This is a genomic window from Vibrio sp. DW001 (genome assembly GCF_029016285.1).
Classification (GTDB): Bacteria; Pseudomonadota; Gammaproteobacteria; order Enterobacterales; family Vibrionaceae; genus Vibrio.
In genome coordinates this window covers 1,843,496-1,866,848 of sequence record NZ_CP091975.1, presented here as the reverse complement: position 1 = coordinate 1,866,848, position 23,353 = coordinate 1,843,496, and the positions used below count along the sequence as shown (strand labels likewise).

Annotated in this window: 27 protein-coding genes; 12 read left to right on the top strand and 15 right to left on the bottom strand. The window is 41.0% G+C overall.

The window, feature by feature from the left end:
• The first annotated feature begins 140 nt into the window (after nucleotides 1–140).
• The gene (ttcA, locus tag L3V77_RS08640) at nucleotides 141–1,034 is read left to right on the top strand and encodes a tRNA 2-thiocytidine(32) synthetase TtcA (RefSeq protein WP_275136638.1); all 894 of its coding nucleotides are present in this window, start codon (nucleotides 141–143) and stop codon (nucleotides 1,032–1,034) included.
• A 60-nt stretch (nucleotides 1,035–1,094) separates the two neighbouring features.
• On the opposite strand, the gene uspE is transcribed toward ttcA, so the two are convergent.
• The 10 genes from uspE to ccoN all read right to left on the bottom strand — a co-directional run bounded on the left by uspE (nucleotide 1,095) and on the right by ccoN (nucleotide 10,055).
• Nucleotides 1,095–2,042 (bottom strand): universal stress protein UspE, encoded by a 948-nt coding sequence (gene uspE, locus L3V77_RS08635; RefSeq protein WP_275136637.1) that lies wholly within the window; start codon nucleotides 2,040–2,042, stop codon nucleotides 1,095–1,097.
• Nucleotides 2,043–2,205: 163 nt separating this feature from the next.
• A complete protein-coding gene (locus tag L3V77_RS08630; protein ID WP_195703286.1) occupies nucleotides 2,206–2,955 on the bottom strand; it encodes an FNR family transcription factor in 750 nt (249 codons plus the stop codon).
• 99 nt (nucleotides 2,956–3,054) lie between these two features.
• Nucleotides 3,055–3,726 (bottom strand): sulfite exporter TauE/SafE family protein, encoded by a 672-nt coding sequence (locus tag L3V77_RS08625; RefSeq protein WP_275136728.1) that lies wholly within the window; start codon nucleotides 3,724–3,726, stop codon nucleotides 3,055–3,057.
• Nucleotides 3,716–3,883 carry a cbb3-type cytochrome oxidase assembly protein CcoS gene (gene ccoS, locus L3V77_RS08620; protein WP_195703285.1) on the bottom strand — a complete coding sequence of 56 codons (168 nt, stop codon included), beginning with the start codon at nucleotides 3,881–3,883 and terminating at the stop codon, nucleotides 3,716–3,718. The genes L3V77_RS08625 and ccoS overlap by 11 nt, the downstream gene beginning before the upstream one ends.
• Entirely contained in the window at nucleotides 3,876–6,245 is a 2,370-nt protein-coding gene (locus L3V77_RS08615) for a heavy metal translocating P-type ATPase metal-binding domain-containing protein (protein WP_275136636.1), read from the bottom strand. The genes ccoS and L3V77_RS08615 overlap by 8 nt, the downstream gene beginning before the upstream one ends.
• Before the next feature lie 15 nt (nucleotides 6,246–6,260).
• Entirely contained in the window at nucleotides 6,261–6,740 is a 480-nt protein-coding gene (locus L3V77_RS08610) for a FixH family protein (protein WP_275136635.1), read from the bottom strand.
• Between the two features lie 91 nt (nucleotides 6,741–6,831).
• Nucleotides 6,832–7,806 carry a cytochrome-c oxidase, cbb3-type subunit III gene (ccoP, locus tag L3V77_RS08605; protein WP_275136634.1) on the bottom strand — a complete coding sequence of 325 codons (975 nt, stop codon included), beginning with the start codon at nucleotides 7,804–7,806 and terminating at the stop codon, nucleotides 6,832–6,834.
• Nucleotides 7,806–7,982: a CcoQ/FixQ family Cbb3-type cytochrome c oxidase assembly chaperone gene (locus L3V77_RS08600; protein WP_195703281.1), complete on the bottom strand. Its 177-nt coding sequence runs from the start codon at nucleotides 7,980–7,982 to the stop codon at nucleotides 7,806–7,808. Before L3V77_RS08600 ends, ccoP begins: the two co-directional genes overlap by 1 nt.
• 12 nt (nucleotides 7,983–7,994) lie before the next feature.
• Complete coding sequence (ccoO, locus tag L3V77_RS08595; RefSeq protein WP_275136633.1) at nucleotides 7,995–8,615, bottom strand: cytochrome-c oxidase, cbb3-type subunit II; 621 nt, start codon at nucleotides 8,613–8,615, stop codon at nucleotides 7,995–7,997.
• 12 nt (nucleotides 8,616–8,627) lie between these two features.
• Nucleotides 8,628–10,055, bottom strand: a complete 1,428-nt coding sequence (ccoN, locus tag L3V77_RS08590; protein ID WP_195703279.1) for a cytochrome-c oxidase, cbb3-type subunit I — start codon at nucleotides 10,053–10,055, stop codon at nucleotides 8,628–8,630.
• Nucleotides 10,056–10,300: 245 nt separating this feature from the next.
• Between ccoN and L3V77_RS08585 the strand changes: the two genes are divergently transcribed.
• Nucleotides 10,301–10,672, top strand: coding sequence for a hypothetical protein (locus L3V77_RS08585; RefSeq protein ID WP_275136632.1), 372 nt, complete (start codon nucleotides 10,301–10,303; stop codon nucleotides 10,670–10,672).
• A 41-nt stretch (nucleotides 10,673–10,713) separates the two neighbouring features.
• Here the strand turns inward: L3V77_RS08585 and L3V77_RS08580 are convergent, their stop codons facing one another.
• A complete protein-coding gene (locus tag L3V77_RS08580; protein WP_275136631.1) occupies nucleotides 10,714–11,628 on the bottom strand; it encodes a LysR family transcriptional regulator in 915 nt (304 codons plus the stop codon).
• Between the two features lie 104 nt (nucleotides 11,629–11,732).
• On the opposite strand from L3V77_RS08580, the gene chrA reads away from it, so the two are divergent.
• From chrA to L3V77_RS08560, 4 genes are all read left to right on the top strand, one after another.
• Nucleotides 11,733–12,863: a chromate efflux transporter gene (gene chrA, locus L3V77_RS08575; protein ID WP_275136630.1), complete on the top strand. Its 1,131-nt coding sequence runs from the start codon at nucleotides 11,733–11,735 to the stop codon at nucleotides 12,861–12,863.
• A gap of 63 nt (nucleotides 12,864–12,926) precedes the next feature.
• Nucleotides 12,927–13,262: a PBPRA1643 family SWIM/SEC-C metal-binding motif protein gene (locus L3V77_RS08570; RefSeq protein WP_275136629.1), complete on the top strand. Its 336-nt coding sequence runs from the start codon at nucleotides 12,927–12,929 to the stop codon at nucleotides 13,260–13,262.
• A gap of 124 nt (nucleotides 13,263–13,386) precedes the next feature.
• Complete coding sequence (locus L3V77_RS08565; protein ID WP_275136628.1) at nucleotides 13,387–13,740, top strand: hypothetical protein; 354 nt, start codon at nucleotides 13,387–13,389, stop codon at nucleotides 13,738–13,740.
• 241 nt (nucleotides 13,741–13,981) lie between these two features.
• Nucleotides 13,982–14,632: an HAD-IA family hydrolase gene (locus L3V77_RS08560; RefSeq protein ID WP_275136627.1), complete on the top strand. Its 651-nt coding sequence runs from the start codon at nucleotides 13,982–13,984 to the stop codon at nucleotides 14,630–14,632.
• A 24-nt stretch (nucleotides 14,633–14,656) separates the two neighbouring features.
• Here L3V77_RS08560 and L3V77_RS08555 read toward each other — a convergent pair whose 3' ends face one another.
• Nucleotides 14,657–15,733, bottom strand: coding sequence for a PQQ-dependent sugar dehydrogenase (locus L3V77_RS08555; RefSeq protein WP_275136626.1), 1,077 nt, complete (start codon nucleotides 15,731–15,733; stop codon nucleotides 14,657–14,659).
• A gap of 185 nt (nucleotides 15,734–15,918) precedes the next feature.
• Between L3V77_RS08555 and L3V77_RS08550 the strand changes: the two genes are divergently transcribed.
• The 5 genes from L3V77_RS08550 (at nucleotide 15,919) to L3V77_RS08530 (ending at nucleotide 20,123) form a co-directional block, all read left to right on the top strand.
• A complete protein-coding gene (locus L3V77_RS08550) occupies nucleotides 15,919–16,116 on the top strand; it encodes a CPXCG motif-containing cysteine-rich protein (RefSeq protein WP_275136625.1) in 198 nt (65 codons plus the stop codon).
• 86 nt (nucleotides 16,117–16,202) lie between these two features.
• Nucleotides 16,203–16,868, top strand: a complete 666-nt coding sequence (locus L3V77_RS08545; protein WP_275136624.1) for a DUF3047 domain-containing protein — start codon at nucleotides 16,203–16,205, stop codon at nucleotides 16,866–16,868.
• Nucleotides 16,869–16,962: 94 nt separating this feature from the next.
• Nucleotides 16,963–17,547 carry a DUF938 domain-containing protein gene (locus L3V77_RS08540; RefSeq protein WP_275136623.1) on the top strand — a complete coding sequence of 195 codons (585 nt, stop codon included), beginning with the start codon at nucleotides 16,963–16,965 and terminating at the stop codon, nucleotides 17,545–17,547.
• Nucleotides 17,548–17,906: 359 nt separating this feature from the next.
• Nucleotides 17,907–19,136 (top strand): sensor domain-containing diguanylate cyclase, encoded by a 1,230-nt coding sequence (locus L3V77_RS08535; RefSeq protein ID WP_275136622.1) that lies wholly within the window; start codon nucleotides 17,907–17,909, stop codon nucleotides 19,134–19,136.
• Between the two features lie 99 nt (nucleotides 19,137–19,235).
• A complete protein-coding gene (locus L3V77_RS08530; protein ID WP_275136621.1) occupies nucleotides 19,236–20,123 on the top strand; it encodes a LysR family transcriptional regulator in 888 nt (295 codons plus the stop codon).
• Here the strand turns inward: L3V77_RS08530 and L3V77_RS08525 are convergent.
• Nucleotides 20,085–20,462 (bottom strand): Rid family detoxifying hydrolase, encoded by a 378-nt coding sequence (locus L3V77_RS08525; RefSeq protein ID WP_275136620.1) that lies wholly within the window; start codon nucleotides 20,460–20,462, stop codon nucleotides 20,085–20,087. The genes L3V77_RS08530 and L3V77_RS08525 overlap by 39 nt on opposite strands.
• A 10-nt stretch (nucleotides 20,463–20,472) precedes the next feature.
• A complete protein-coding gene (locus tag L3V77_RS08520) occupies nucleotides 20,473–21,603 on the bottom strand; it encodes a threonine synthase (protein WP_275136619.1) in 1,131 nt (376 codons plus the stop codon).
• Nucleotides 21,604–22,485: 882 nt separating this feature from the next.
• Between L3V77_RS08520 and L3V77_RS08515 the strand changes: the two genes are divergently transcribed.
• Nucleotides 22,486–22,878: a hypothetical protein gene (locus L3V77_RS08515; RefSeq protein ID WP_275136618.1), complete on the top strand. Its 393-nt coding sequence runs from the start codon at nucleotides 22,486–22,488 to the stop codon at nucleotides 22,876–22,878.
• A 123-nt stretch (nucleotides 22,879–23,001) separates the two neighbouring features.
• Here L3V77_RS08515 and L3V77_RS08510 read toward each other — a convergent pair whose 3' ends face one another.
• Nucleotides 23,002–23,235 (bottom strand): hypothetical protein, encoded by a 234-nt coding sequence (locus tag L3V77_RS08510; RefSeq protein WP_275136617.1) that lies wholly within the window; start codon nucleotides 23,233–23,235, stop codon nucleotides 23,002–23,004.
• Nucleotides 23,236–23,353: the final 118 nt, after the last annotated feature.

The following is a 23,353-nucleotide window of genomic DNA, read 5'->3' as shown; positions in this document are numbered from 1 at the left end:
AAGCAATTGTTTGCGAACAAACCGTTATTTCGCGAACGAGTAGTTTTCATTAATAAATAGTGTTGTGAATTAGAGATTCTATCAACAATATTTTCAGTAAAGAACCGCCGGCACTAGATTCGGCAGCATGAGAAGTCGCAATGAATCAAATTGATACAAAAAAACAATCATTAGAATTCAATAAACTCCAAAAACGCTTAAGACGTAGTGTGGGGAATGCCATTGTTGATTACAACATGATAGAAGAGAATGACGTTGTTATGGCGTGCATCAGTGGCGGTAAAGATTCATTTGCAATGTTAGATGTATTACTAAAGCTCAAACAAGCTGCACCGATCAATTTTGATGTTATCGCCGTTAATCTAGACCAAAAACAGCCCGGATTTCCTGAGCATATACTTCCAGAGTATTTTGAAAATCTTAACATCCCATATTACATCGTTGATAAGGATACCTATTCTGTCGTCCAAGAGAAGATAGAAGAGGGGAAAACGACCTGTGGACTCTGCTCACGTTTACGCAGAGGCACCTTGTACTCGTTTGCAGAAAAAATCGGAGCAACAAAAATCGCACTTGGTCATCACCTAGATGATATTGTTGAAACGATGTTTTTGAATATGTTTCACGGTGCTCGATTAAAAGCGATGCCACCAAAGTTACGCTCCGATGATGGTCGAAACGTTGTTATTCGTCCATTAACATACTGTAGAGAGAAAGACCTAATAGAGTATGCGGATTATAAACAGTTCCCAATTATCCCTTGTAATCTATGTGGTTCACAAGAAAACCTACAACGTCAAAGTATCAAGGCGATGTTGATTGATTGGGACAAGAAGACGCCAGGACGCGTAGAGAAGGTGTTTAAGTCTATTCAAAATGTCAGTCCAAGTCAGCTAGCCGATAAAGCGTTGTTTGACTTTGTAAACCTGCCGATAGATAGAGAAGGTGAAAGAAAAGCGTATGCTTTTGACGAGGCTGAGGTTTCCTCGTCTAACATCGATGAATCAATGTTTATTGATGTTTCAAATATTTAGTTATTAACCTCAATTCAACCCTATTTAAAAACCACCTGTAAACAGGTGGTTTTTTTAACATTATGCGGGCTGATTCGGGTCGAGTGGGCTGACAAAACCTTTGGGTTTAAGTGCAAGAACATCACAGTTTATCTTGTCGATAACATGCTCTGCTGTATTACCAATAAACACAGCGGAAATACCTGTCCTACCAGTGGTACCCAGAATAACCAATCCTGCTTTTAATTCCTGAACTACCGAAGGAATAACATCCTCAGGAAGCCCTTGCTCAACTCTCGTATATTGTTCGTCCAACCCATGCTTTTGTCTCAGCGCTTTCATCGCCTTAAGGTGATGGCCTCTTACGGCGTCAGTATAGGTTGTCGGATCGAACTCGGGGAGCTCAATCGTTATATTGGCTGGGGTAACCGGGTAAGAATTTACAAGATAAGGCTGCGCGTCTAAGCGGCTACAGAGGTTCTTTAACTGCTCAACCATACAATCGTTCAACTCAATGTGCGTAGGGTTTTCGGAGCCAACATGAACCGATGCAATCACATTACCGTTCTCTGGCCATTCGTGCTCTTTAACCAGTAACACAGGGCAGGGAGCTTTGCGAAGAAGGTGCCAGTCAGTCGGTGTGAAAATGACGGACTCTAAAATATCGTGCTTTCTTGTTGCCTTAATAAGGATATCGTGGTCTCCCCCGAATACTTCGCCGACAATAGCTTCATAGGGACGATTGTGCCAGACCACTTTGACGTTAAAATTAACGCTATCATCAATATAAGGTGCTGCGACTTCATTCATCCATGTGCAACGTTGTTCGATCACCCCTTTGCGCATTGCATCACGTTCATCTATTGACAACATCGACGTCATCTCATAGGAAAAATCATAAATAGAGAGGAAAAAGGTGATGTTACTTTTCGAGACGCTCTTACGTGCTAACTGCATGGCACGAGCAAGTGCGGGTTGAGGTTCATCGTTTACATTCGCTACGACTAAAATTTTGTTATATATACTCATAACAATTCCCTTTTTATGGAATAGAACCAAAGAGTTATTAAATCTACTCTAACTGTAGACTATTTGGGAGGAATATTTTAACAAAAGAAATGATCGTACTCTAGAAATATGAAGTGGCTCATTATAGAGCCACTCGGTTTGGATTTGTTTGCCGCTTTTTTAACTACTCTTCAGTAGAGATACCAGCCAGAATTTTTAACTCTTCGTGATCAAGAATAGTAATGTACTTACCCTTAACACTTAAAATATCCGATTTCTGAAAGCGTCCCAACAATCGACTGATGGTTTCGACGGTTAAGCCAAGATAATTACCAATATCACCGCGAGTCATGGTTAAACGAAATTCTCTAGGGCTAAACCCACGCTGTGAGAATCGAGTAGAAAGGTTGAATAAAAATGCGGCTAATCTTTCCTCTGCATTCTTCTTCGAGAGTAATAGGATCATATCTTGATCACCCTTAATCTCGCTACTCATTAAACGCATAATTTGCTGGCGGAGTTTAGGCATCTTTCCTGAAAGGTCGTCTAAAATTTCATAAGGAATTTCGCAAACCATAGAGGTTTCAAGTGCTTGAGCAAATGAAGGATGAGCATTACCGTTTATCGCATCAAAACCAACTAAATCGCCTGCTAGATGAAACGCAGTAATTTGTTCGTCACCTTGTTCGGTAATAGTATAGCTTTTGATTGTTCCAGAGCGAATAGCATAAAGAGATTTTAGGTCATCGCCCGCTTTGAAAATCTCTTGGCCTTTTTGGATCGGTTTTTTGCGCTCGATAATTTGATCCAGCTGATCGAGCTCTGATTCATTCAAAGTAAATGGAATACAGAGTTGAGAAATACTACAATCTTGGCAGTGAATAGCGCATCCGCCCGACTGAATTCTTTTGGTTGCTGGTTTTTCTGAAATCATAATTTCCAAGTCACTATTTGATATACATCAATATTTTAGCATTGCTATGACGGAAAGGATAGTTAAATAATTAACAAATAAATCAATAAGTTAACTAGATTATCGCAACAAGTTGGACGTTTGCACCAGAATATAGATGCCGTATGATAAAAGTAAAACAGCACCAGTTTGACGAAAATAGACAGAATTTTTCAATTTATTCAAATAGGCCGCGCCAACGCCCATAAACAGCATTGATGGTAACGTACCTAATCCAAATGCAAGCATGATAGCGGCACCGTTTACTGCACTACCGGAAACCGCTGACCAAGTTAAAGCGGAGTATACTAAACCACAAGGTAACCAACCCCATAATAGCCCTAATGGCAGTGCATGGAATGGCGTCGGCAAGGGTAATAACTTTTTACTGAATGGAGAAAGATGTTTCCATAAATGCTGACCAAGCTTTTCCACATAAACAAGGCCATGCCACCATTTTCCGATATACAGCGCAAGAATAATCATTACAACGGCGGACAATACTCTCAGCCAATTGAGAATAGAGTAGTCAGTCACAAGAGAGGCCGCACTCGATATTGTGCCGCCTACAATTGCGCCAGCGGTCAAGTAACTGATAATTCGACCAGTATTATAGAGCAGGGTCGTTAGCAACCGATCGGATTTTGCAACGGAGTTTATACTCATTGCGGTGGCGATGCCCCCGCACATTCCGATACAATGCGCTGAACCCAAAAAACCGACCATCATTGCACCTAACCAATCACTTGTGATCATCTTTCTTCTTTTCTAATTCGTCATCGAACAAAATATTTTGACCTTGTCTTTCTAGATCCTCAAACTGCTCACTTTTTACCGCCCATAAAAAGATGCCAACCGCGATACACACGAAGATAATGGCAATAGGGATTAATATATAAAGACTATCCATCTTTTTTTAGCAACCTTAACGAGTTGGTAACGACGATGATAGAACTTGCAGACATGCCAACAACAGCAATATAAGGGGCGACATGGCCCATTACCGCAAGAGGAAGTATCAGTAAATTATACCCTAACGACCAAGCAAGGTTTTGCCTAATTATTTTGCGGGTATTTAACGCAAGTTTTCGGGCATGTAAAATATGACTTAATTTATCGCCAAGGAGCACAATATCTGCAGAGGCTTTAGCTACATCCGTTCCGCCGCCCATAGCAATAGAAAGATGAGCACCCGAAAGCGTTGGTGCGTCGTTTATTCCATCGCCAACCATTAGGATGATTTCCTCTTTACCTAACGCCTGTAGGTAAGCCAGCTTTTTCTCCGGAGACGCATCGGCAACCACCTTACCTACGTTGATTTCCTGTGCCACTCTATTTGCGTTTACTAACGAGTCGCCCGTCAGAAGGGTGGTTTTAATACCGAGTGAATGCAGTTGCTTGATGAAGGCTTTACTTTCGTTCCGTATTGGATCGCGGTAACTGAATGTTGCGATGTGTTGGTTATCTACGGAAAGGAAAATAGAGGACGGAGCAGAAAGTGCTTCGTCACCCAATACAAATTGTGCATTACCTATTCGGCACTCATGTCCTTGCCACCGACCCTGGATACCAAAACCAATGACATTTTTTACTTCTGACACTGTCGCGTCTTTTTTACTTATCTGTTTAAAGGCCTTCGCAATCGGATGATTAGCATGTTCTTCAAGCGCCACAGCAATCGCCAAACACGTTTCCTTATCTTGCACTGAATAAAGGGCGACATCATCGATGTGTATCTCACCTTTTGTTAGCGTGCCTGTTTTATCAATAACCAAGTGATTCACTTTGCAAAACGTTTCTATAACGTGCGCTTTTCGAAGCAATAAGCCTAAGTCGCCCATTCGAGATGTCGCACATGTCACTGCCGTTGGCGTGGCAAGTGATAACGCACAAGGACAAGTGGCGACAAGAACCGATAACATGATCCAGAATGCGTCGTCGGGTTGATGTTGCTGCCAATACAACCATGTTGCAAATGCTATCGTTAGGATTGCGGCAACAAAATATCGAGCGATAACATCAGCGACCTGAGCAATCTTCGGTTTCGTCATCTGGGCTTCATCTTGAAGGCGAACAATGCTCGCCAACATCGATTCCGCCTTGGTTGCGGTGACCTCCAACTCAAAGGCCTCGTCAGTATTAATGCTGCCAGCATAGACGTTGTCGTCAACGCTTTTAACCACAGGGATAGATTCACCAGTAAGCATCGATTCATCAACGTGAATGCGACCATCTTTAATTAGGCCGTCTGCGGGTATATGCTCACCTGGCAAAACGCGAACACGGTCTCCCGGCTGTAATACGCGCACTGGTACTTGAGTCCCGTCTATTTTAGTTGCCATCGCCGGGATCAGTTTTAATAAGTTAGCACTCGCGGCTGCCGCTTTCCTTCTTGCTCTCATCTCTAAGAATCGACCCAGCAGCAAGAAAAAGGTAAACATTGATACGGACTCAAAGAAGACCTCGCCTTGTTCTTGTACCGTCGCAATAACACTGGCCACGTAAGCGAATATTAAGGCAATAGACACTGGTACGTCCATGCCGAGTGTTCGGCCTCTTATGCTACGCCATGCATTCAGGTAAAAAGGTAGGGCAGAGTAGAGCAGAACGGGTGTGGCAAATAATAAACTGACGATGCGGAGGTATTGTTTGAATTCAGTATCAAGGTCACCGAAAACTTCAAAATATAGCGCGACGGCAAGCATCATGACCTGCATTGAGGCTAAGCCTGCGATACCCAAACGATACAAGTACTGCTTCATAGATTGATGATAGGTGGCTTCATGGGCATCAGCTTCGAACGGGGCCGCTTTATAGCCAAGCCTATGGATAGAAGACAGAAGGTCGCTCAATTTAGTTTGAGTATTGTCCCAGTTTACTATTGCTCTATTGGTCGTGGTGTTAACACGAATCAAGTTTACGCCCGGCTTATCATTGATCTGTTTTTCAATTAACCAAGCACAAGCCGCACAAGTGACCCCCTCTAAAGAAAGCGTTACCTCTGAAGTATTAGCACTTTTACGTACAAACTCGGATTGAACTTCCTCGTTGTCGTAATTGATTAACGCTTGCAACTGTTCAGGCACAAGTTCTGCTTTTTCTGCCTTTTCAGTGCGGTATTGATAATAGCTAACCAGCCCACTATCTATAATAGTTTGCGCGACAGCTTGGCAACCTGGGCAACACATCTCCCTTGTTTCACCAAGTATTTCGACAATAAAATCCGTGTTCTCTGGTACATCTTCACCGCAGTGATAACACGAGTGTGCCATAGTGATTCTCTGTTATTAATTAACAAGAAGGGTCGGACTAGCAGCAGGGAAGGAGACTTTTCCTTGCAACAACCATTCTTTTGTATGAGGTTGAATTTCTACAAACCATGGGCCGCTAAGATCGCGATCCAATTTGATTCGATATTGGCCCTTTGCATCTGAGCTAACTACTTTTTGGAAATCTCGATCGGCTAAGGTTCTATGGGTAAATACAATAGTCAGAGCGGGATAAAACTCAAGATCACCTTTATCAAAAGTAACAGAGACAAAATCAGCGTCGGATGAAACGCTAGCAGAAAGGCCCAAAGCGCCTGCTTGTCTAATTTTTGAAAGATCAATATTAATCCCTTTGCCTTTTTTATAATAGTCTTCGGCAACAAGAGAAACTGAATTTTGGGTAAAAATGGCAAGGGTTGTAAAACCTGATACTACGACACACAAAGGTAATGTGATCAGAAACCACGGCCAAAATTGTTTATACCAAGGTTTTATCATGGGATTCTCTATGAAAAATGTCTTTAGGACATAAAGAGGTTATTAGAAAAAAGAATAGCCCCAAAAATTGGGGCTATTCTTTCGCAGTAGATTACTTATCTTTGTTGCTTAAGCTCCAAACATAAGAGGCGACGAGTTGTACTTTCTCTTCACCAAGAATGTCTTTCCAAGCTGGCATCACGCCTTGACGACCATTGACTACGGTTGCCGTTACTTCTGCGCGCGAGTCACCAAATAACCAATCATTGTCGGTCAAATCAGGTGCACCCAATGCCGGGTTACCTTTACCATCTGTACCATGACATGCCGCACACACAACAAAGCGCTGCTTACCAGCGGCCGCTTCACGTGCATTCACTTTACGACCAGCTAGGCCTAAAGTATAGGTGACCACTTCTTTAACGCCTTGCTCACCTAGAGCATCACCCCAAGCAGGCATTGCGCCAATACGACCATTCATGATCGTCGTCAGAATGGCTTCTGGTTCTCCGCCGTACAACCAAGCTTTGTCTGTCAGGTTAGGAAAACCAATTTGTCCCCTAGCATCTGAACCGTGACACTGAGAACAGTTTTGTAGGAACAGACGTTGACCAACTTTAAGCGCTTCCGGATCAGCGGCTATCTCGGGGATAGAGCGTAAATCTCCGTTTGAACTATAAGCTAGTTTGTCGAATGCCTCACCATAGAAAGTATTTGCATCATCCAGTGCTCTCGCATACTCATCAAGTGTTTGATTCGCATGTGCTTGCACAATGTACTGTTTAGACTCTTCTAGATTCTTAACTACTTGGTTAGAACTCGTCCAGCCTAGTAAGCCCTTAAAAGACCCCAAACCTGGGAATAATGCCAAATAAATAATGGTGAAAACAAAGGTACCAATAAACAAAAAGCTCCACCATTTTGGTAGTGGGTTGTTTAGCTCTTTAATACCGTCATATTCGTGATCCATTTCGGCGCCTTCTTCGACACCGACGTTGTTTTTTAAGGCCCAAGCCAAAATCACAGCACACCCAACCAATGTGATGACTGTGAGAATGATAATCCACGCACTCCAAAATGACGTCATTATTTGCTTACTCCTTTATTTTTTTTGGTTGTCGCTTTTTGCTCATCAGCAAACACTAAGTTTGCGTCCTCTTCAAAGCGACCTTTACGGTTTTTACCGTAAGCCCACCAAACGACCCCAAAAAAGCTAACAAATAGCACAACGGTCCAGATGGAATGGAAAGTACCAATACTCATAATGATTCCTCCTTATTTCATCGCGTGGCCGAGAGATTGAAGATAAGCGATTAGTGCGTCCATCTCTGTTTTCCCAACAACATCCGCTTTAGCGGTTGCTATTTGGTCATCAGTATATGGAACGCCAAATTGATCGCGGAACAAGGTTAACTTGGCCTGCGTTAATTCGCCGTCTAACACATTTTCTGCTAACCAAGGAAAGCCTGGCATATTAGATTCAGGAACCAAAGATCTTGGATTCAACAAGTGTACACGGTGCCATTCGTCTGAATAACGTGCACCAACACGAGCGAGATCTGGGCCTGTACGCTTAGAACCCCATAAGAATGGATGTTCCCAAACGCTTTCACCCGCAACAGAATAGTGACCATAGCGCTCAGTCTCTGCGCGGAAAGGTCGAATCATCTGGCTGTGACATACGCTACAACCTTCACGGATGTAAATGTCACGACCTTCCATCTGAAGGGCAGTATAGGGCTTCAAATTATCAACAGGTTCGTTTACTTGCTTTTGGAAAAACAGTGGAACAATTTCCACCAAAGCACCTAAGCTGATAGCTAATATAATTAAAATCGCTAGCAAACCGACGTTACGTTCGACTAGATCATGGCGATTATTTGAGTTTGAACTCATTAATAAATCTCCTTATGCCGGTTGCTCGATAGCTTGTAAGCTATCTTCAGGTGCCGTTATTGTTTTATAAGCGTTATAAGCTAATAAGAACATACCTGATAGGAAAATTAAGCCACCGATGAAGCGTACTGTGTAGAACGGGTAAGACGCTTGAACTGACTCTACAAAGCTGTAGGTTAATGTACCGTCCGCGTTAACTGCACGCCACATCAGACCTTGCATTACACCTGAGATCCACATCGCGACAATATAGAGCACGGTACCGATAGTAGCTAACCAGAAGTGTACATTGATTAATCCAACAGAATACATTCTCTCTTGACCAAATAGCTTTGGAATCAAGTGATATATGGCACCGATAGAAACCATCGCGACCCAACCGAGCGCACCTGAATGCACGTGACCAATTGTCCAGTCAGTATAGTGGGAGAGCGCATTAACTGTCTTAATTGCCATCATTGGACCTTCAAACGTGGACATGCCATAGAATGAAAGGGAAACAACCATGAAACGTAAGATAGGGTCATAACGTAACTTATGCCAAGCACCAGAAAGCGTCATTATACCGTTGATCATGCCACCCCAAGATGGAGCAAATAGAACCAAAGACATCACCATACCGAGTGACTGAGCCCAGTCAGGCAGTGCAGTGTAATGAAGGTGGTGAGGACCAGCCCAAATATACAGAGAAACAAGTGCCCAGAAGTGGACTATCGATAAACGATATGAATAAACAGGTCTTCCGGCTTGCTTAGGTACAAAATAATACATCATCCCTAAGAAACCAGCAGTCAGTAGAAAGCCTACCGCATTGTGTCCGTACCACCACTGTATCATTGCATCGGTCGCGCCAGAGTATAATGAGTAAGATTTACCCATAGAAACTGGTATTGCCATGCTATTTACAATGTGTAAGACGGCTACAGTAAGTATAAATGCGCCGAAGAACCAGTTGGCTACATAGATATGCGATGTCTTTCGCTTAACCATCGTGCCGAAAAACACGATGGCGTAGGCGACCCAAACGACAGCAATCAAAATATCGATTGGCCATTCTAGTTCCGCATATTCCTTACTTGTTGTGTACCCAAGAGGGAGTGTGATAGCAGCAAGCAATATAACAAGTTGCCATCCCCAGAAAGTGAAGGGTACGAGAATTCCACCAAACAGACGCGTTTGGCATGTACGTTGAACAACATAATATGAAGTTGCAAAAAGGGCGCTGGTACCAAACGCAAAAATCACAGCGTTAGTATGTAGCGGGCGTAAACGGCTGTAGGTTAACCACGGCGTATCAAAGTTTAGCTGTGGCCAAACTAACTGAGCAGCAATCAACACACCTACAGACATACCAACGATTCCCCATAGTATGGTAACTAGGGTAAATTGACGTACGACTGTATAGTTATAGTTGTGCTCAAGTTGTTGTACTTGGCTCATTATATTTCTTCCAATTTTTAAGTGACTATTTGCTTTTTTTGACTTTGTGTCGTAATACATTCCAAAGGTGATTAAAAAAACGTCAATCTATCTTTCTGTTCTATCAAAACACGGTTTGGAGTGATTTTTCACACGACATGATAATTGAATTAACATTTTAATGACAACGATTTAACCTGCAATTTTTACATTGCAAGTTCATTTATTACTAAAAGTTTGAAGCTTGTTGCATGAGAATATAAAAAATGGCTGCAGAAAAACTGACAAAAGGGCGCTTAGCTCAAATTTTATTCATGTTATGTATACTCATTATCGCGTTTACATGGCGTAGCCTAACTCACTCAAATAATGATGTTTTATGTTATGTCGAACAGGATTGCGTTATCGAAAATGATTCAATGAATGTCAACTTAAAATGGCAAATGAAAGACAATAATTATCGTATATCGTCCGCTACGGTCGAGGAGAAACTCGTGATTGAACTCATCAATTCAGAGGCGATATTAGAGGTTAAATTGGACCATTGGTTACTAAAAATTGAGAGTCTGCCTGTACGGATAAGGTTATCAAAAACGGACCAACCATTAGAAAAAGCACGTTATATCAACTTTCGGTAGAAAAGCCCGATTTTCGTTAGTTTTATCAGGAAGAAATGTACTCAAGATTCCGTAATGATGTTGGTGATTAATTTTCGTAACCAGCTATTTTTGTTCTCTTGTTGAACGGTTTTTAGATAAACCAGTTTGATGTCAAAACTGGAGACAGGAATAGGAGGAGGAAGTGCCATCAGCGCGTGACTGTACATTTCTGTTTCGGCAAATCGCTTAGGTACAATGCACATTAATTCTCTCCCTAACAATAGGCGACGGATAGTTAAGAAGTTTCTTGAGGCAACGCTTACTTGGCGCTTTAGGCCTAACCTATTCAATTCATTATCAATTTTTGTTTGTAGGTGACCGTCTGGGCTTACTAAGGCATGTTCTATAGAGATAAACTCCTTTACGCTTAAAGTGGTACGAAATGATACTGAATCTGGATCAAATAGGCAGAGATGGTCTTCTGTATATAAATGGTCTGAAATAAACCGCTTATCCAAACTTTCTATGCTGCCAATGACAATGTCTATTGTTTCACTTTCGACCATTTGGCAGTAATTACCACGATTAACGTTATAAAATCCTATTTGAGATTTTGGCGACTGTGCTTTAATTTCGTCATAGATAGAAGGTGCAAAGAGTTGTTCGGCGTAATCAGTCAGTCCTATTTTCCATATGCCATCGAATTCATTTGCAATAAACGCAGGCTTAATGAGTAATTTCGTTTGTATAGAATGGAGAAGATCTTCGATTACCGGTGCAATTTCATGGGCTCTCTGCGTCGGTTCCATATGAATGCCCACGCGAGTGAACAATGAATCATCGAATAGCATTCTAATACGTTGAAGGGTATGGCTCATTGCGGATTGACTGATAAAGCATCGTTCAGCGGCCATACTAACGCTGTTCGTTTTGTAAAGGGCTTGAAAAGCAACCATCAAATTGAGGTCGACATCTTTCCATTTAACACCATTCATTCACTTCATCCCATTTGGTTCATATAGTCTATTAAATCTATTAATTTGATTCATTTTAGCTTACTAATTAAATTAATCATAACGAGATACAGAGTGATTTTTAAATGTGGTTAATTTTTAAACTGTTTTTTTTCCTTGGTTGGGTTAGCTTTGGCGGTCCGGCGGCACATATCGGCTATTTCCGCCAAGCATTTGTGGAAAAACATAAGTGGTTAGATGATAACGAATACGCCCAAATTGTCGCCCTAAGCCAATTTCTTCCTGGACCGGGATCGAGTCAAGTAGGGTTTGCTCTTGGGTATAAAAAGGGAGGCATACTTGGTGCATGCGCTGCGTTTGTTGGTTTCACCCTTCCTTCCATGTTGATTATGTTGGGGCTAGCAACGGTAAGTAGTCAAATAATAGGAACCAATGTTTATCAAGGCATTGTGCACGGATTGAAGTTGCTTGCCGTCGTCGTCGTTGCAGATGCCACGTGGGGTATGTATAAAAATTTCTGTAAGATCAAGCTAACCGCAGGTATTTGCGTTGCAACTACATGTTCGCTTCTTATCCTTCCGGGTATTACTACGCAGGTGGTTGCCTTGGTTATTGCTGCTCTGATAGGGGGGGTCTTTATGAGAACAGAAGCAAAGAGTGATCTTCAACCTTTCAAACCATCTATAATTCCTTTGGTATTATTTATGATGTTATTGATTGGTTTACCGCTTATCAGTCATTACTCCCCAATGATTGACCTATTTGGTCACTTTTACCAGGCAGGAAGCTTTGTCTTTGGCGGGGGTCATGTGGTTCTTCCTTTACTTCAGAGCTTAATTGGCGAACAAGTTAGTCAGGATGTGTTTATGACTGGATATGCGGCGGCTCAGGCAGTACCCGGTCCGATGTTTACTCTGGCAACGTATATTGGTTATCAGATGTCGTCGTCGCCAATATTTGGCGCTTTTGTCGCAACACTCGCTGTATTTTTACCTGGCTTCCTATTATTACTCGCGGTCTTAAAGAATTGGCAACATCTAGCGGGGAACTCAAAGATGGCTGGTGCCATTCTTGGGGTGAACGCGTCCGTTGTCGGGTTACTCCTTTCTGCCCTTTATTATCCTATTTTTAGTGGGGCAATCACCTCGTCTATTGATGTCGCAACAGTGGCCTTAGGTTTTTATCTTTATAAGAGCTTGAACCTTTCAGTGCTCTGGATGATTATGTATTTCCTCCTCGTCGGGATGTTACTTTAAACTTCTTTCGCTTATCTCTCTTTAAGTTGTTAAGATGCCGTTTTTCTCCCTTTGAGATACTTTATGTCTAAATTTTTCTATCGTGGCACCCCTGATATTATGTCGAATTACGGCAAGAATGGTTACAAAACAAACGCAGAGGTTAAGCCTGGTACATCCAATTATCCATTGTCATTAACCGTGACTAGCCAGCAACGTAAGGATGAAGTTCAGAGATTGATTGATCAGCAACAGCTTTTCGCTAATATTGAAATAAATAGCGAAGCCGTAGAAGATATCAGCGAACTCGATGCGGTATTAAATAAACCCAAGACTCAACGTTTTGAAAAAAAACCGGAACGTAATGATCCTTGTTCCTGTGGTAGTAATAAAAAATACAAGAAGTGTTGCGGCAAATAATCACATTTTTCTTGTCGTGTAATATTTGTTTACAAATCAAGGTTGTTTCTGACATCACGCTTACAATAACTCTCTAGCGTAACGTTATTATTTACCCCAATGTTATGTTGTATTGGGGAGGCGTATGTTCGAATATTTGGAGAAAAGCAAGTGTAGAGAAAATGTGAGTGACATTCTTCATTCTGTTGGTATGGATAAAACGGCGGCACAAGAGTTAACCTTCAATTATCCCGAATGTTTTGAACCAATGAGTCGGTTGACATATCAACTTCCGCGTCAAATTTTTCATCTTATAGCGACGTTGGTTTTCTTGGAACATATTCTGACCAAATCGAGAAGGCCTCACTATTCAATATATCACTATAAAAATAATATAGACGCTAAGCTTTTAAATGTAACAAGTGCCAATGTTCAGAGAGAGCGGGTTGTTCAATGCTATCGAGAGACAAGAAAGCTTATCGGCAACAGAGTCAATTAATGTCTTAAGTAAATCTGCAGCCTTTAATTTAGGGCTGCAGGCATTCTAATTACAGCCGACTCTAGGTTACCCTGTCACTTATATGGCTATTTTCTTTTAGATGATTGACGTTAAGCATTGCAAATTCGTGCAAAAAAAATAAGTTAGCGTCTCTTGAATTTCAAGCTTTTTTTGATCAACTCCGTTAAAATAAAACCAATATAAATAACCGCTCAACGGTAAGTTTTTTAACAGAGGTTACATGTACAGAAAAGAATTATTTATTTTTGATATGGACGGCGTGTTGCTTGATTCCGAACCGCATTGGCGTAAAGCTCAAATAGAGTTGTTGGAACAGCTTGGTATCAATATAACTGAAGAAGAATGCATTCTATATACAATGGGTAAGCGTATAGATGATATTGCCGCATTTTGGATCGAACGTTTTAACTTAACGGTTGATCAAAACGTATTCACCAGTTCTCTTTTGCAAAAGACGGCCGCTTTAATATGTCAACGAGCGACGGCCCGAGAAGGGATCTATACGTTAATTGACTTCCTACAGAAGAAAGGGTGCCGCATTGCATTAGCAACCTCATCCAGTTATCCGATCATATCCGCGGTTCTAGAGAAGTTGGATATAATGGATGTCTTTGAACTTACACTAAGCGCTGATGATGTTGAATACGGAAAACCTTTACCTGATGTATATTTGGAGGTATGCCGTCTGTTAGGTGTCTCCACTAACAGTGCCATTGCTTTAGAAGATAGTATCACCGGAGTAAGATCTGCTGTTTGCGCAAAAATAACCACAATAGCCATACCTGAGCAGGCATCCAAAGAGTTTGACATCGCAAATCATATCGTTGGTCACCTAGACGAGGTTGTAGGGGTCGTCGCTGAGTATCTTTAGTAGAGAGTTATAGCTATAACATTGTCACCTCTTGAGCTTGTAGATATGACCAGAATCAGTACTGAAGAAAATCTCTCCGTTAGGGGACACCTCAATGTCTCTGATTCGTTCACCAAGATTTAATAGGATTCGGTCTTCAGCGATATCGTCACCGTCCTTATTGAGTGTGACGACATTGATATGCGTCAACTTAAGCGCACCAGATAGTAATTTGCCTTTTAACTCCGGAAACGTATCACCTCGATACAAGACCAAACTACTTGGAGCGATTGAAGGAATATATACCTTAATAGGTGATTCAATATCTTCTTTTTCAGTCGCTTCACCAACATTCATTGGACCCCAATATTCCTTACCGTGTGAGGTAATTGGCCATCCATAATTGGCACCTTCTTTGATTAAGTTAATTTCATCTCCACCACGTGGCCCGTGCTCAATTGACCAGAGCTGTTCGGTCTTATGATCGAAGAATAATCCTTGTGGGTTGCGATGTCCGTAACTCCATATTTCGTCTAGTGCATTTTCGTTGCTGACAAACGGGTTATCTGGAGGCGTACTACCATCCGGATACAAACGTAAGATTGAGCCGGCATGATTTAGGGTGTTCTGACCATTTTCTCGTTCACCACGGTCACCGATTGAAAGGTAGAGACTATTATTATCAAACGTAATTCGGCTGCCGAAATGTCTATTAGTGTCAGTTTGGGATATTGAAACAAATATATCCTTCCAATCTGATAATAACCCGTTCCGGTAAGTCGCTGATGCAAGGGTTAAGATGCCTTTGTTATTGTTCTCTTTACTGTACGTAACGTATATTTTGTTGTCATCGAAGGGGGATAGTGCGATGTCTAAAAGTCCACCTTGTCCTTTCGCCCAAACATTTGGAATCTCAGCCAAAGTCTTATGTTCACCGGTTAACAGGTTGAGCCTTTTGATTGCACCATTTCTCTCAGTTATGAGCATAGTGTTGTCGTCTATATAAGCCAGTCCCCATGGTATGATTAGTCCGCTGCTCACCTTTTCTACTTCATACGCGTGTACAGTATTCGCCATTAGCACGACAAGCATTGATACCTTTATTTGATGGGTTATTTTCATCTATCAGCCTGAAATATCGAGTGGATTATTATTAAGTTTAGCGTTCAACTCTCGTTAGTACATGTAACATTTTTGGTTATTCTTTGATTTCATCGTGCGAAGAGGATAAATTCAATTAAATCTTAATAATAGTAATCGCGTAACTGCGGCACTATCAATTTCAGCGTATTTCGAGGGATTTCAAAATGGATCAACTACTTGAAAAATCTATAGTATGCCCATACTGTGCTGAATTAATTGATGTTCTAGTCGATTCCACGGACGTAAATCAACAGTATATTGAAGACTGTCAAGTATGCTGTAAGCCCATCGTTTTTTTGATATCTGAAACTGTGAATGGTGACCATGTTGTCAGTGTTTATAATGAAGATGAGGCATTTTAATAAAAAATCGGCCTTGAAATGGGTCTTTAAGACTGATTTTTATTACTTATTTAAAATGTATCGAATGGCAGCAAGTGGAGAATGGAATGGTTAGATCTATCGCTTTGTTCATCAGTTTAGGGACATCTTTGTGTGCCGGTGCCTCTTTAAACTTAACATCATTAAATGACAATGGTATTCAACAGTGGGAACACGAAGTCATTTCCGGCGAATCAACGTATAACGTACTTACCTATAAAGACCACATTGCTTTAAAAGCAATAAGTAACAATTCGGCATCGGGCCTTGTTTTGAAAAAGAAAATTGACCTACTCATAACGCCTTATATGAACTGGAGCTGGTTAACAGAAAGTAAACTGCCATTATTGAACGAGCATGACAAGGAAGGTGATGATTACGTCGCTAGGGTTTATGTGGTTATCGATGGCGGATTAATGCTCTGGACAACAAAATCGATAAGCTATGTTTGGTCAAGCAATCAAAATCAGGGGCAGGTTTGGGATAACGCGTTTACTGGATCAAGTGTCCAAATGATCGCGGTTAGAGGGCAGGGAGCTCAATTAGGACATTGGTACAATGAAAAACGAAATGTATACAATGATTTGATCGATTACTTTGGGGATAAAGGGAGCGAGAAATCGAACTTAAATGCCTATAGATATATAGACATGGTCGCCATTATGACGGATACAGATAACAGCGGGAGCAACGCAGAATCCTACTACGGCAATATAATATTCAGTTCCAATTAAACGCTACTTTCATTACGTTGTGTGACAAAAGTCGATGTTTCGTTTGCTAAAGAGTACCGTTTATACTTATTCAGAAACAATCAGGAATATAATTATGTCTAAGTGCTTTAGCCCGTCCTTTGAAAGAAACAAACAGGTCATCTTCGAACAGCTTTCCATCTATTTTAAGAACAGTCAAAACGTTTTAGAGATCGGCTCAGGAACGGGACAACACGCCGTTTTTCTTGCTCCTAAAATATCTAATCTTAATTGTTGGTACACCAGCGATATGCCCGAAAACCATCTAAGTATTAATGCATGGATCTCAGAGTCTGGTTCAGTCATTATCAGCAATCCAATTGAGCTCAAAATTGGCCAGGATAGCTGGCCTAATATAGAAGTTGATGCTGTATTCACGGCAAACACGACTCATATTATGCAACAGAAAGATGCACAATTGATGATGAGGATGATCGCAAAAAACCTCCCTAAAGGTGGTGTTTTTTGTCAATATGGTCCAATGATGGTCAATGGTGAACACACAAGCAGTAGCAATCAAGAATTTGACGAGTCATTAACAAAGAGAGGGTTTGGAGGTGTTCGAGACATTCAAGACTTGGTCTCTTGGGCTAAAGGTATGGAATTGGTTACCAAAATACCGATGCCTGCGAATAATTTCATGTTGGTTTGGGCGAAGTAAAACGAATTGACCTCAGACATTACGGATGTAATAGCAGCGTGATGCTAATGCAAAACATAAAGGTTGTATGGGGGCACGTTAACCTGGAGAGACGATATGACTCATTAACACGCAAATAATAGCCGCAAAGCTAGTCCTCACGAAAATGAGTTTTATGAAAAAAAGTGTAGTGTGATGCCTATGCTCTCTTTGTCACTGGAGATTGACTATCATGTATTTGTAATCACCGAAATTCGTATGGTAACGAACGACAATACAAAGGAAGTAAATAGATTTATGTTTGGATATGTTGCGGCATACAGTTCTACCTGTATATTAACTAACTGTAACACCGTCTCTTCTTTGGAGTAGTAAGCTTTATGCCTGAATTAACCATCGATTCAACCTATGGTGTAATCGTGCTCAAAGACCTTGAGCCAGTTTATGTTGATGACAACTATGCACGAATATTTGGGTATAATTCGGCGACGGAGTTAATGAGTAGTATTGGCTCATTTCTGGATTTTATTGACCCTGAATTTCATCAAGCCGCCCGTGACAACTACTACCTACAGATAAGTGGCAAAATGACTCCCCGCGGTAGAACATTTAAAAACATTGATCGTAATGGCCGTACCTTCACAGTATTTACTATCGATCACGTGATTGAATGGGAAGGGGAACCCGCTATCCAAGTTACCGTTATTGATATGTCAATCGTTGAGAAAGCTCACCAGCAATTGAAAGAAAATGAGCGCAAATACAAGAGGCTGATTACGACTTCAGGACAAGGTATAACGGTTCACAAGAACTTTATACCGGTGATGGTCAATCAGGCATGGGTCGACTTAATGCACGCTCCATCAATAGAATATGTACTCAACAACGTGAGTCTCATGGACTTCATCCCGGAAGATGAACATGATTTTGCACGACAGCAATACGCCGACATAATTAGTGGCAAGGCTCAGGGGGTAAATACGGTACTTGAAAATATTTGTTTCGATGGAAAAAAACGCTATTTCAGTGTTTACGATAATAGAATTGAGTGGGATGGTGAGCCTGCGATGCAGGCGGTAATTGAAGATGTAACCAAGAAAGTCGAGCTAGAAAAGAAACTTAAGCACTATTCGGTGACGGATGCGCTGACTCAAATATCTAACAGACATAGGTTAGATCAAGTATTAACTGAAGAAACTAACTGCTCCAACCGGTACCCTCATAAGTTCTCAGTTATTCTTATCGACTTGGACTATTTTAAATCAATTAATGATAGTTGGGGACACCAGGCGGGAGATGACACGCTGGTTGCGGTAGCGAAGGCGCTAAAGGAAACTGTACGCAAAGTGGATATTGTTGGACGCTGGGGCGGTGAAGAGTTTCTGGTGATTTGTCCGAATACTGAACTGGTAGGTGCTAGCAGCCTGGCAGAGAAATTGAGAATAGCGATTGAGACACTGGATTTAAGCGATCAATATTCAGTGACGGCAAGTATGGGTGTAGCGATGAATCGAAACGATGAATCTCGCAATCAACTTTTATTACGAGCAGATACTGCTCTCTATACTGCGAAAAGAGAGGGTCGAAACAGGGTAGTGGTTAATAACTAATTTAGAAAATATTCAATTATGCCAACCAAAATATGATTGTAACCTACGCAAAATACGAATAAACTTTTTGAATTATTCCTTTTTTTCATTGTTAATATTATGTTGCTCGAAGGTATTGAAACCCTTTTAGTTCTTGGTCAGGAAAAAACCATGAACCGCACGGGAAGCATTCTGTATATCAGCCAATCGGCTGTTAGCAAACGCATTACGAAACTAGAAAAACGCCTTGGAAAGAAGCTGATAGAACCGGACGGGCGCTATGTACGGCTTACCGCAGATGCTAAAGCGTTAATTGAAAGTGTTGGCCCAACGTTTAGTGAACTGTGCGGGCAGATATATGAACAACAGGTACTGGAAAACAACACACTTCTTCGTATGGATTGTTCAGAAACACTCGTTGCGGGTCATTTCAGTTCGGCTTTAACAAAATGTTTTCAAGACGACTCAAATCTCACTATTACCACAAATCATACGCCAAGAATTGTTGAAAATGTTAAATCAGGTAAAGCCATACTAGGATTATGTGCTGGTTACTTACCTCCTAGCCATGGCTTACTCACTTTTCACCTTTTTGATGAGCCGTTCTATATCGTGAGTAACTTGCCCTTGAAATCGTTACCTAACACTTTAATCACCACAGACCTAAGTAACGGCGCAAACACCTATCAGTCAGCGATTTTAGAAAAATTAAATATACAACCGGTCATGCAGCTAGACTCTTATACGGCAGCGGCTCAGTTATCATTACAGGGCACCGCACCAGCACTTGTGCCACTTTCTATTGTGAGAGCACTGCGAATAAAAGAAAAGTACATACACAAATATGATGAACTTGAACCTCTTTTCAGGCCAATAACTATTTGTGTTAGGCAAAATAACTATCGACTAGAACGAATACAAAAGGTGGTAGCCACTATCACAGATAGTGCGACAACCAAGTCATTATTATTACGTGCATATCGCGATGCAGTCCACTTCAATCTCTAAACCGAAATGAAGCCCACGCGTTGGCACTATAGTCCGCACTGGTTTATGGTTTGTAAAGTAATCGCTACAAATTGCATCAATTTCACTCCAGTAATGGACATCCGAGATATAGACGACAAGCTTCAAGGTTTGATCTAAAGTCGTTCCCGCTGTATCAAGAATCTTAATCAAGTTATCAAATATTTGGCGAGTTTGTAGTTCGATATCACCAGTTACTTTTTCACCGCTATCCGGATTAATTGGCAATTGCCCCGACACGTAGACTAACCCATTATGAACAATCGCTTGAGAGTAATGCCCAACAGGTTTTAACGCATCATTCGTTTGAATATACTTCATTGTTTGCCCCTTAATCTGTGGTTTCATTAAGTAACTGTTGGATGGCACTCGTCGTCTTAAGGCCATTACCGGTTATCACGCCTACTGTTAAGTCTTCTTTGCCAATGTCTCCACGGTCTAAAAGAACAGCAATACCAGCAAATGCTGCAGCTGATGTAGGCTCGATGAAAAAACCTTGCTTGCCCATTTCTTTTAGAGCTACTTTAATCTCGTGATCACTGACACTGATAAAACGGCCTTTAGAAGTTCGTACAAATTCAATTACTTCATTCAGGCGAGAAGAGCGCTGAATCTTGATGCCTTCAGCGATCGTACTCATAGAGATAGTTTTAATTTCCTTGCCATTGAATACTTGGACAAATGGTTGAATACCTTCGCTCTGAATCCCAAATAAACGAGGTAATTTATCTATTTCTCCACTTCTAAGTAATTCAGAGAAACCTAAATAGGCGCCCGCTAATAGGCTTCCGTTGCTAACAGGTGCCACAAAATTATCGGGGGCTTTATATCCACACTGTTCCCAAATTTCATAAGCAATGGACTTTACGCCTTCAATAAAGAGTGGATGCCAGTTATGACCAACATAGTAACTACCGTGTGTTTTAAAACTGTTTATTGCGGCTTGGGCAGCGTCTTCTCGCGTACCTTTAACTTCAATACAATTTGCACCGTACATTCTAGTTTGTGTGGTTTTGCCAAGAGATGTGCCCGCAGGTACAAATATGTTGCACTCGATTTTCCCTTTCGCAGCGTAACCAGCATAGGCGCTACCGCCATTACCACTTGAATCTTCGGCAATACTTTTTATACCCAGATTTTTGAGGTAATTGATGACAAGTGCCGCACCTCTGTCTTTAAATGATCCGGTTGGCTGTAATGAATCCATCTTGGCCAGTATTGAAACACCCGATACTTTTGCTTTCGCTAGTGGTGTAATGGCCTCATTAAACGAAACCTGAGTGTCATGTTCTCTTATCGGAAAAGAACGGGAATACCGCCATATCGTTAAATCGTGCTCAATTAAGTCGTTCTTATTGAATGACGTTTCCGGTTTAACCCATAGAGCAGAGCCGCATGTACACTTAATTAGTCGTAGGGTGGGTGTGTATTCACAAGCACAGTTCATACAGATATATTTCATCGACAGTTTCCCTTATTGATATCAATTAAGGGAAACAATACTCGTAGCGGTACGACTTGATAATGGAAACGATGACATTCAATCTATTCCCAATTGGCATTGGTTAGAATGAACCAGTTTCCCTATAAGGTTTTACGTCGCTCAGAAATATTAGGAGAGTCATCATTATGACATTCCAAAATACGAATTATCCTGAAGGTTTAGTAATAAGTTAATGGGAACAGAACAGCATCTTTATTTGAGCTTCCGACGAATGGGTTGTTGGAACACTCATGTAAACCATTGGAATAAGACGCAAGCCACACTCTAGTACCGAACATCACGCAATGTGAATAGAATACTTTACGTTTAACTTTCTGCACCTCCAGAGTAGGTTAAGCATAAAATAGAATAGAAACGACGCATTTTCATCACAGAGGGTCAAGAGCAAAAACATCCAAACCTATATCATTAATTTATATTCGGTGGGCGAATAACCATATATACCTCGTACCAGAATTCCTATTTAACATAAGATACATAATACGCACTCAGCTAGCTGAGCTTCAGCGGTCATTACACCCGTTGTTAGCACTGTCAAACTCATCGCTATCCGTTGTAGGCTTAAGTCAACGACAGTGAATGTGTTTAATTGACCTATTTCTGTCAATTCATTAGGCGGTCATTTTACGTTGCTCTGATATTTCTAATGATTTACGGAAGCAGCATCTCAAAAACTATCATTTAATACGTTGATTATATTGGATTAAATGATGAAACATTAACTTATGCTTGACTAGTAAGTGACATATTTGGTTACAAAGTCACTTAAACTTTCTCCTGTTCGAACGCTTTTAAATAACCGGCGGTGTTGAACAGACCTGCCACAATGGAGAAACAAAGATGAAAACTAAATTGTTATTAGCAATACCTATGGTCCTACTATTTTCGGCTCACAGCTGGGCGGCATCATCGGATGAAACGGTTGCGACAGTCTTTAAAAACTATATGGACATCGAAAAGTCTGAGTTTTTTAAACAAGGCTGGTTACCCAATTACCTTCCAAAGTCGGCAGTAAATATTGAAGCGTTACACAATACAGAGTCGAAAGTCGTCACGGCTACGTTCGAATTTGACGCTGATGATACAAACAGTATTAAGGACAACTGTAGCCTCGTCGCGGAAACTGAAAACTCATCTTTATATTCATGTGCAGATCTAAAAAGTGATATCTCTTTTGATCTTAGTAAAGATGGTCACGGTGTCTATGCAAGTAAGCCACTCAATAATGGCTAAAACTCATTAAAACAGTGTCTAACTAGCGTAATACTCAGGCTTGTTAGACACTGTTTTTTTTAGAATCCGTACTAATTTCAAATCCTATTACTTTCCCAAGTAGTCATTGAGCATATTATAATCTTATGTTTTTATCGAAGCTGATAATGTCCAGTTTGTACCTTCAATAGTTGGCAACATCTGTCCAACATCATCCCCCTCCTCCTGTTCAATCAACACGTTTAGTTTCGTGTTCATTGTTTCAATAAGTGCTCTGTTACTTTTTGAATCTCTAGCAAGATTGTTCATCTCACTGGGGTCATTAAGTAAATCATATAATTCTATATCGTTGAAGGACAACAGTTGTTGAATGTTCATCGGTACGTGATGCTCTAAAGGTGAGTAATATCGACTAAACTTGTATCTCCCATCAAATATGTTCCGAATTGCGCCTCTTTTACTTAAGTTTGGTTTGAAGCCTTGATCGCCCAACTTG

Bases quoted from the DNA above. Each gene is read 5' to 3' on its own strand.
- ccoN (WP_195703279.1), bottom strand. From the start codon at position 10,055: ATGAGCCAAGTACAACAACTTGAGCACAACTATAACTATACAGTCGTA.
- L3V77_RS08525 (WP_275136620.1), bottom strand. From the start codon at position 20,462: ATGAAGTATATTCAAACGAATGATGCGTTAAAACCTGTTGGGCATTAC.
- L3V77_RS08565 (WP_275136628.1), top strand. From the start codon at position 13,387: ATGTTCGAATATTTGGAGAAAAGCAAGTGTAGAGAAAATGTGAGTGAC.
- L3V77_RS08510 (WP_275136617.1), bottom strand. From the start codon at position 23,235: ATGAACATTCAACAACTGTTGTCCTTCAACGATATAGAATTATATGAT.
- ccoO (WP_275136633.1), bottom strand. From the start codon at position 8,615: ATGAGTTCAAACTCAAATAATCGCCATGATCTAGTCGAACGTAACGTC.
- L3V77_RS08540 (WP_275136623.1), top strand. From the start codon at position 16,963: ATGTCTAAGTGCTTTAGCCCGTCCTTTGAAAGAAACAAACAGGTCATC.
- L3V77_RS08580 (WP_275136631.1), bottom strand. From the start codon at position 11,628: ATGAATGGTGTTAAATGGAAAGATGTCGACCTCAATTTGATGGTTGCT.
- L3V77_RS08615 (WP_275136636.1), bottom strand. From the start codon at position 6,245: ATGGCACACTCGTGTTATCACTGCGGTGAAGATGTACCAGAGAACACG.
- uspE (WP_275136637.1), bottom strand. From the start codon at position 2,042: ATGAGTATATATAACAAAATTTTAGTCGTAGCGAATGTAAACGATGAA.
- ccoS (WP_195703285.1), bottom strand. From the start codon at position 3,883: ATGGATAGTCTTTATATATTAATCCCTATTGCCATTATCTTCGTGTGT.
- L3V77_RS08560 (WP_275136627.1), top strand. From the start codon at position 13,982: ATGTACAGAAAAGAATTATTTATTTTTGATATGGACGGCGTGTTGCTT.
- L3V77_RS08520 (WP_275136619.1), bottom strand. From the start codon at position 21,603: ATGAAATATATCTGTATGAACTGTGCTTGTGAATACACACCCACCCTA.
- L3V77_RS08515 (WP_275136618.1), top strand. From the start codon at position 22,486: ATGAAAACTAAATTGTTATTAGCAATACCTATGGTCCTACTATTTTCG.
- L3V77_RS08555 (WP_275136626.1), bottom strand. From the start codon at position 15,733: ATGAAAATAACCCATCAAATAAAGGTATCAATGCTTGTCGTGCTAATG.
- L3V77_RS08585 (WP_275136632.1), top strand. From the start codon at position 10,301: ATGGCTGCAGAAAAACTGACAAAAGGGCGCTTAGCTCAAATTTTATTC.
- L3V77_RS08570 (WP_275136629.1), top strand. From the start codon at position 12,927: ATGTCTAAATTTTTCTATCGTGGCACCCCTGATATTATGTCGAATTAC.
- L3V77_RS08600 (WP_195703281.1), bottom strand. From the start codon at position 7,982: ATGAGTATTGGTACTTTCCATTCCATCTGGACCGTTGTGCTATTTGTT.
- L3V77_RS08535 (WP_275136622.1), top strand. From the start codon at position 17,907: ATGCCTGAATTAACCATCGATTCAACCTATGGTGTAATCGTGCTCAAA.
- L3V77_RS08610 (WP_275136635.1), bottom strand. From the start codon at position 6,740: ATGATAAAACCTTGGTATAAACAATTTTGGCCGTGGTTTCTGATCACA.
- ccoP (WP_275136634.1), bottom strand. From the start codon at position 7,806: ATGACGTCATTTTGGAGTGCGTGGATTATCATTCTCACAGTCATCACA.
- L3V77_RS08630 (WP_195703286.1), bottom strand. From the start codon at position 2,955: ATGATTTCAGAAAAACCAGCAACCAAAAGAATTCAGTCGGGCGGATGC.
- L3V77_RS08545 (WP_275136624.1), top strand. From the start codon at position 16,203: ATGGTTAGATCTATCGCTTTGTTCATCAGTTTAGGGACATCTTTGTGT.
- ttcA (WP_275136638.1), top strand. From the start codon at position 141: ATGAATCAAATTGATACAAAAAAACAATCATTAGAATTCAATAAACTC.
- chrA (WP_275136630.1), top strand. From the start codon at position 11,733: ATGTGGTTAATTTTTAAACTGTTTTTTTTCCTTGGTTGGGTTAGCTTT.
- L3V77_RS08550 (WP_275136625.1), top strand. From the start codon at position 15,919: ATGGATCAACTACTTGAAAAATCTATAGTATGCCCATACTGTGCTGAA.
- L3V77_RS08530 (WP_275136621.1), top strand. From the start codon at position 19,236: ATGTTGCTCGAAGGTATTGAAACCCTTTTAGTTCTTGGTCAGGAAAAA.